Below are 7,706 nucleotides of genomic sequence, written 5' to 3' on the forward strand. Positions count from 1 at the left end.
TTTTTCTTTTCAAATATCATTATAACAAAAAATACTGCTCTCTCAAAGACCAGTATTTCTCTATTTTTCATTCACATAAACATAATATCTGCACTTTCCACTCTTTTTCGATACATATAAAGCTTGATCAGATTTATCAAATAAGACACGATGATGTTTTTCATCTGTAATAAATGTAATTCCTATAGATGCAGTAATATCATGAATACACTCCATTTTTATTCCTTCAATACTCTTAATAATCTTACGTGCTTTATTTTCAATTTCAGCATAAGACTCTTGAGCATATAGGAAAATAACAAATTCATCACCACCAAAACGACCAACATATCCTGAATTAAAACAGATAGACTCTAACAAAGTTGCAACTTTTTGAATAACTTCATCACCAGTACTATGTCCTAATGAATCATTAATAGACTTAAAATTATCTAAATCAACAATCATATAAGCACAGTAATCACTCATTGATTTTTTCTCTTTTAAATAATCATCTACAAATTGATTAAATGTCTGACGATTATATAATCCAGTTAATCCATCTCTCTGTGCTTTATATTCATACTCTAATTGTTTACTCTTTTCATCATTAATATCATTACTATATGCAATCATAAGTAACTCATTATTACTACTTTGTCTTTCAAATTGTATTCTGAATTTTACCCATTCATACCTATTTTTATCAGCTTTCCATGTTCTAAACTCTATAGTTCTTTTGCCATTATGATGATAAATATTTTGAATATTTTCATGACTAAAGAACTTAGCTACACGTTCTCTATCTTTCTCAGCTGCCTCTTCTACAAAAGATTTTAAGAAACTATTTTCATATTGTACATCAATAACATTGTGATATATACCATTTTCCTGATAAATAACAACTTTTTGACTTTTTAAATTGACTGCAAACATAAATAAAGCATTTGAATAAACAGAATTTTTAAACATTTGATCTTGCAACAACAAGTTATATTCATTCATTTCTGTTGTACTGTTTCTTAAAGTTCCAATTAATCGCTTATTTTGATTAACATAAATCATTGAAACATGGAACCATGTCTCATCATCTCTACTAATATATGGTAATTTAGCATCAAATACTATCTTATCTTTATTATTTATAATCTCATGAAATTTCTCTTTTAATAATTTTTCATGTTCTTTTGAAACAAAATTATAATTATGCAGATTACTTAAGAAACTATTTAAAATAATCTTTGGATAATCATTCCAGGCATCAAGTATTAAACTATCATTATCTATATCATACTCAAAAATACGATCACTTGTCTGCTTTAAAATCATTTCAATTTTTTTATTACTTGTTCTTAATTGATTGTTTGCTTCTTCATTCATTTTATTAATCTTAATAAAATAACGGATTAAGATAAACAACATAACAACAAAAACAAAGATAATCTCTAATATTAATTTTATTGTTTCACCATTCATTTGATCATTTAAATCATCAATAATATCATTAGAAATAACATTGAAAATATACCAGTTATTAATTTTAACAGGCGTATAATAAATCATTCTTTCATCATTTTTATAACGATAGGAAGCAAAACCAGATTTATTTTTCTGAATATTATTTACAATATCATCATAATTACTATCCATAAAATAAACATTATTATTTAAAAAATTAAAATAATTATCACCAAAATATAAAGTATTGTTATTCTTAATTTTAGAAATAATTTGACCATCTGCAGATGTTGCAAAAACATATGCCTCATTATTAAATACATCATTATAAATATAATCTTGTGTTTCATTGTTAACTTCAACAATCCCAGCTAAACCACCAATAATCTCATTATTCTTATAAATAGGTGTATAAACAACAACAACCACACTCTTGTTATCATATAAAGAAGTAAATGGATTTGTAAAACCAGAATGACCTTTAAAAATTTCATCTATATATAAACTATGATCCTCTAAAATGATATCCTTTTTATAATTATGCAATGTTTTATTTTTATCAATATACCAAACACGCTGAAATAATTCCTGGCCTTGAGCAACTGTATCGAGTATATTACCAATTTCATCATCTGAATGATCCACTTTTCCAAGAATTTCAGCTGTACTAACAATGACATTTTGTAAAGATTTGAATTTTAAGTTATAAATATTGGCAGTTTCCTTACCAACATCTTCTAAATGATTTAATATTTTTTGAGTGTTCATATCACTAATTTGCTGAACGAAATGAAAGAACGAGCCAAATAAGATAATAATTAAAGAAAATATAACTACTATTTTAATAAAAGTTTTATTTTTACTCATATTCTCTCCTTTCATGAAATAAAAAAAACAGACAAAACAGCCTGCTTTTGTACATTTGTGCAACTGGCTGCCACGTTAAAGAGGCCCTATAGCTTTGCGTCACTATCTTTCAATAGTTTTGCTTATTTATATAACACCGTTATTATATCATAAACTTTAATATATTCAAGAAAATGAATTCGACAAATAAAGAAAAAGTATGACTAAATCATACTTTTTAAATTAATATGTTCTTACTGGCAATACCAATTGAATAATATCATCCTTTTCGAAATCCATAATAATAAAAGGTTTCATCTCTCCAGTAAATAAAACTTTTACTTTTTCTCCATTAATACTTTTAATAGCATCATTTAAGTATTTTGCACTAAATGATATACTCAAATCGTCACCTTTATAAAAAGCTTTCGATAAATTTTCTTCAACAGATCCAATTTCTTGAGAATAAGAAGAAAGCATAACATTATCCTCACTCATAGATAATTTGATAATGTTTGTCTGTTCATTTGATAATAAAGATGCTCTATCAATGGAATTAAGAAGACTGACACTGTCAACTGACATTGAATAATTATGTTCATGAGGAATTAATCGACTTGTATCAGGATAAGAACCATCAATTAATCTTGTTTGAATTAAAACGGAATCAAAAATAAATAAAACTTTACGATCAGAGACATATAAATCAATAAATTCATCTTTTTCAATAATACGACTAATTTCAATTAAACTTTTCTTAGGAATAATAATATTAAATGAAACATCAGAATCAATTGTTAAAATACGTTTGGCTAAACGATAACTATCAGTAGCAATACATTCTAAAACATGATCTTTGGCTTTAAAATTAACACCAGTTAAAACAGGTCGTGTCTCTTTTTCACTCGTTGCAAATGATGTTTGTTCAATGGCTTCTTTTAGATCTGTAGATTTCATTTGTAAATGAACACCAGACTTATTTAAATCAATTCTTGGATAATCAATATAAGAAGTTCCATTTAAATCAAATTTAGAATTAGCTCCTTTAATTCTTGTTAATGTTCCATCAACAATATAGATATGTACAAATTCAGAATCAATTTTTTTAATAATCTCTAATATATAACGAGAGGATAAAACAACAGAACCAGTTTGAATAATTTCAATATTTTCTTTAATACTTGTTTGTATTGTAATATCACTATCACTACCAGTTAAAATTAATTCATTATCTTTTAAATCAAATTTAATACCTGTTAAGACTGGTAAAGGACTTTTCATTGAGACAGCTCTAGATACTTTTGCTAAAGCATTTAATAATGCTAATCTTTTAATCTTAAAATTCATCATTTTTCTCCTTTTATTTACTATTATTTAAATAATATCATAATAATAATGTTGTGCACAATATGAATAACTTATAAAAGTAATGATTTTATCATTCTTTTTTTAATTTTTATGTGTGAATAAGTTGTGGATAACTGTGCATAACTTTTACACAAGCTTATTTTTTATGTCATCAATAGCTTGTCGATAGTTTAAATCTTTTTCAAGTTTCTTTTGAACTTTATCGCAAGCTTTCATAACTGTTGAATGATCACGACCACCAAACTCATGACCAATTTGTATAAATGATATATCTTTAATTAATTCTCTAACGAGATACATTGAAATATGACGAGCAACTATAATATTAGATGTCCGTGATTTTGAATTAATTTGAGATACAGTTAAATTATAATAATCAGCAACACATTTTTTTATATTTGAAACAGTTAATTCTTTCTTTTGTATTGGTTGGTTTTTATATGTATCACTAAATGCTTCTAAAGCAAAATTAAGATCAATACAATCACGCTTCTCTTCACATATTAATTTATAGAAAAGCAAACGCTTTAAACTTCCTTCTAATTCTCTAACATCTGTATTAAAATGACTGGCAATAAAATCTAAAACTTCTTCAGTAATTGGATAATCAACATTTTCTATTTCAATCTTTTTTCTTAAGATAGCTTTTGATGTTTCAAACTCTGGAGTATCAATACTTACTGTTAAACCAGATGCAAATCGGCTAACAAGACGGCTTTCCATTCCTCTTAAATCACGAGGAGGTTTATCTGAAGTTATCACAATTTGCTTTTTATTACTAATGAGACTATTGAAAATATTAAAGAAAATTTCACTAGATGATTCTTTTGTAGCCATAAATTGAATATCATCTATTAATAGGATATCAATATGTCTATATTTGTAATTAAACTCATCAATTGTATGATTAGATAATGACTGAATATACTCATTTACAAAATTTTCACTTGTAGTGAATAAAACCTTAGTAAATGGATCTTTGCTTTTTGCATAATTTCCAATAGCATTTAATAAATGAGTCTTTCCTAGTCCTGAATTACTGTGAATAAATAATGGACTATAAGAAATACCAGGTTTCATAGCAACGGCTAATGATGCATTTTGAGCAATTCTATTACTATTTCCCACAACAAAATTTTCAAATTTAAGATCACTATTCAAATTGTCATTAAAAAGCATTAAATCATTCTTCTGCTGAATACTTTTATTATATTCATCCTCAGTTTCTAGATGAAGCTGATAATGACCACTTGTTAAAGTATTGTATATTTCTTCTAACTTTTCTAAATATGGAGAAACACCATCCAAACTCCATTGTGTATCAACTGTAATTGTCACATCACTATCGATAATATCCTTGACCTGTAAAGTAGTGAAAAAAGAATCAAAAATAATTTTATCATCAATCTGATTTTTAAATATATTGAGTGTTTTTTGCCAATCAGTATCAAGATTATTCACATATTCACCTTCTCTCAGTTCATATTATAGAGGAAATTGTGAATAAATAGAAGAACAAAAAAACTGTGCACAAGTTATTCACATAGTTATGCACATCAAAAAGTATTGATATATGCGTATTTTTTTAATTATACACAAATTTTATATATTGTGAATGTGCGTAACTTTTTATGCACTGTGCATAATTGTGAATTATTTTTAAAAGTTATTCACATTCACAAGTTATTCTTATAATATTCACACTCTAAACCTATATATATCAAGGGTTTTGAATAAGTTATTCACAATTGTGCATAACTTATTTCACATTGTGAATAACTCGTGAATATCTATTATTGCTCATATTCATATATATGTGCATAAATAAAAAATATGCCTATTTTACTTGAGAAAAACATTTATGAAATCTTAGAAAATTCGATATTTTCATTGACTTATAGGGGTAAAACTCATATAATAATGGGGCATATGTTACTGTGTATAAAAAAATATAGTATTTTGGAGGTGTAATCAATGAAAAGAACATATCAACCAAACAAGAGAAAAAGATCAAAAACTCATGGTTTTAGAGCTAGAATGGCAACAGTAGGCGGAAGAAAAGTACTTGCTCGTCGCCGTAAAAGAGGAAGAAAAGTTTTATCTGCCTAACAAAAATTCCACTTTAATGTGGTTTTTTTTCTAAAAAAATATGAAAAAAGAATATCGAATAAAAAAGAATGAGGACTTCCAAACAATTATTAAAGATAAGAAATCTGTTGCAAATCGTAAGTTTGTTATATATTATAAAGTTAATGATTGTCATTTAAAGGTAGGAATCTCAGTTAGTAAAAAATTAGGTAACGCTGTTGTTCGTAATAAAACAAAAAGACAAGTCAGAATGATGGTTCATGATGTTTTTGATAAAACTCAAAAAATGGATTTTATTGTGATAGTGAGAAATAAATTTTTAGATTGTTCATACAAAGACAATATTGAAGATTTAAAATATCTCTATGACAAAATAAATAAAAGGATGGAAAAATAAATGTATTTAGATCAACGTACGAAGAAATTTTTAAAAGTGTTTGCTCTGGTAGCGTTTGTTTTCGTCCTCACTGGATGTGGACAAAACTTAGACGCTAAAGGAAATCTTTTAGCAGATCGTGCAATCAATTCAGCAACTCCTTGGAGTTTAGATGCAGGATTCTTTGATTTTATTTTAACAATCCCTATTGCCAAAGGAATCTTATTTATTACAGATATCTTAGGTAATGTTGCATGGGGTGTTGTTGGTATGACAATATTTATTAATATTTTAATCTTACCAATTATGATTAAATCAACTGTATCTACACAAAAGATGCAAATGCTTCAACCAGAATTAGAAAAGATTCAAAGAAAATATGCTGGTAGAAAAGACCAGGCTTCTCAGATGAGACAATCTGCTGAAATGCAGGCTTTATATAAAAAACATGATGTAAGTATGTTTAGTTCATTTACAACATTCTTAACATTACCAATTATGTTAGCTATGTGGCAATCAGTACAAAGAATTGAAATTTTATATCAAGCAACTTTCTTTGGTTTAAATTTGGGGACAACACCAATGTCTCAAATTACAAGTGGAAACTGGGTATATATTATTATTGTTGCAATTGTAGGTATTACACAATATTTAGCAATTGAAATAAATAATATTATGTTAAAGAGAAATCCACGCTATAAAGTTTCAAAACAACAAAAATCAATGAAAACTATGAATATTGTTATGACTGCTATGATTGTTTGGTTTGCATTATCAATGCCAACTGCTATGTCATTGTACTGGATAACAACAAGTTTAGTTACAATTATTAGAACAGTATATATTCAAATTTATCACGTTGAAAAGAAAAAAGATCAATAAGGACGGGTAATATGATGAAAACATATGAGGGAAAAACTGAAGATGAAGTAGTCCAAACTGCATGTCTTGATTTGGGAGTGACTCCGGATCAATTAACTTATGAAGTGATTGAAGAAAAGAAAGGTTTATTTTCTAAAAAGGTTGTCATTGAATGTTATACACAAAGTATGATTCAAGAATATTTAGAGAATTTTGTAAGAAAAACTCTATCTAATATGGAGTTTACTGTTGAAACAGTTACTTATGTTCAAGATGGTCGTATTTACTGTAATGTGAATACTGATAATAATTCTATTTTAATTGGAAAGAATGGTATTATTTTAAGAGCTTTAAGTTTTATTGCTAAGAATGCTGTTCAAAATGAATTTAAGAAAAGAATTGAAATTAGTGTAGATATCAATGGATATAAAGAAAGTCGTTATAAGAAAGTTGCTTCAATGGCTAAAAGAATTGCAAAACAAGTGCAAAGAAGTAAGATTGAAGTTAAACTTGATCCATTGCCAGCTGATGAAAGAAAAATGATTCATCAAGTTATTTCTGAATTTGATCATTTAAAAACAGAAAGTAAAGGCGAAGGTAAAAATAGATATATTACAATTTCATATGTAGATTAATATGATTAATGACATGTTTTTATGAACATGTCATTTTCTTATTATAAATTGATACCACGTGTTATACGCGTGGTAAAGATTTTAGCTTTAGCGTT

Annotated in this window: 7 protein-coding genes and 1 riboswitch; of the genes, 4 read left to right on the forward strand and 3 right to left on the reverse strand. The window is 26.6% G+C overall.

Annotation, left to right across the window (positions count from 1 at the left end; genetic code table 11):
* Nucleotides 1-60 precede the first annotated feature (60 nt).
* The 3 genes from AC5M21_RS05480 to dnaA all read right to left on the reverse strand — a co-directional run bounded on the left by AC5M21_RS05480 (nucleotide 61) and on the right by dnaA (nucleotide 5,112).
* Nucleotides 61-2,304, reverse strand: coding sequence for a sensor domain-containing diguanylate cyclase (locus tag AC5M21_RS05480; protein ID WP_302280535.1), 2,244 nt, complete (start codon nucleotides 2,302-2,304; stop codon nucleotides 61-63).
* 55 nt (nucleotides 2,305-2,359) lie between these two features.
* Nucleotides 2,360-2,437, reverse strand: a riboswitch (cyclic di-GMP riboswitch).
* 89 nt (nucleotides 2,438-2,526) lie between these two features.
* Entirely contained in the window at nucleotides 2,527-3,630 is a 1,104-nt protein-coding gene (gene dnaN, locus AC5M21_RS05485) for a DNA polymerase III subunit beta (protein ID WP_302280534.1), read from the reverse strand.
* Nucleotides 3,631-3,777: 147 nt separating this feature from the next.
* A complete protein-coding gene (gene dnaA, locus AC5M21_RS05490; RefSeq protein WP_008789025.1) occupies nucleotides 3,778-5,112 on the reverse strand; it encodes a chromosomal replication initiator protein DnaA in 1,335 nt (444 codons plus the stop codon).
* 513 nt (nucleotides 5,113-5,625) lie between these two features.
* Here dnaA and rpmH point away from each other — a divergent pair.
* Genes rpmH through AC5M21_RS05510 form a run of 4 tightly spaced genes read left to right on the forward strand, consistent with a single transcriptional unit; the run spans nucleotide 5,626 to nucleotide 7,611 of the window.
* The gene (rpmH, locus tag AC5M21_RS05495) at nucleotides 5,626-5,760 is read left to right on the forward strand and encodes a 50S ribosomal protein L34 (RefSeq protein ID WP_003535525.1); all 135 of its coding nucleotides are present in this window, start codon (nucleotides 5,626-5,628) and stop codon (nucleotides 5,758-5,760) included.
* A gap of 40 nt (nucleotides 5,761-5,800) precedes the next feature.
* Nucleotides 5,801-6,136, forward strand: coding sequence for a ribonuclease P protein component (gene rnpA / locus AC5M21_RS05500; RefSeq protein ID WP_302280533.1), 336 nt, complete (start codon nucleotides 5,801-5,803; stop codon nucleotides 6,134-6,136).
* Nucleotides 6,137-6,997, forward strand: coding sequence for a YidC/Oxa1 family membrane protein insertase (locus AC5M21_RS05505; protein ID WP_117598953.1), 861 nt, complete (start codon nucleotides 6,137-6,139; stop codon nucleotides 6,995-6,997).
* Nucleotides 6,998-7,008: 11 nt separating this feature from the next.
* Nucleotides 7,009-7,611: a Jag family protein gene (locus AC5M21_RS05510; protein ID WP_117598954.1), complete on the forward strand. Its 603-nt coding sequence runs from the start codon at nucleotides 7,009-7,011 to the stop codon at nucleotides 7,609-7,611.
* Nucleotides 7,612-7,706 lie beyond the last annotated feature (95 nt).

It is taken from the genome of Coprobacillus sp. (assembly GCF_984815275.1).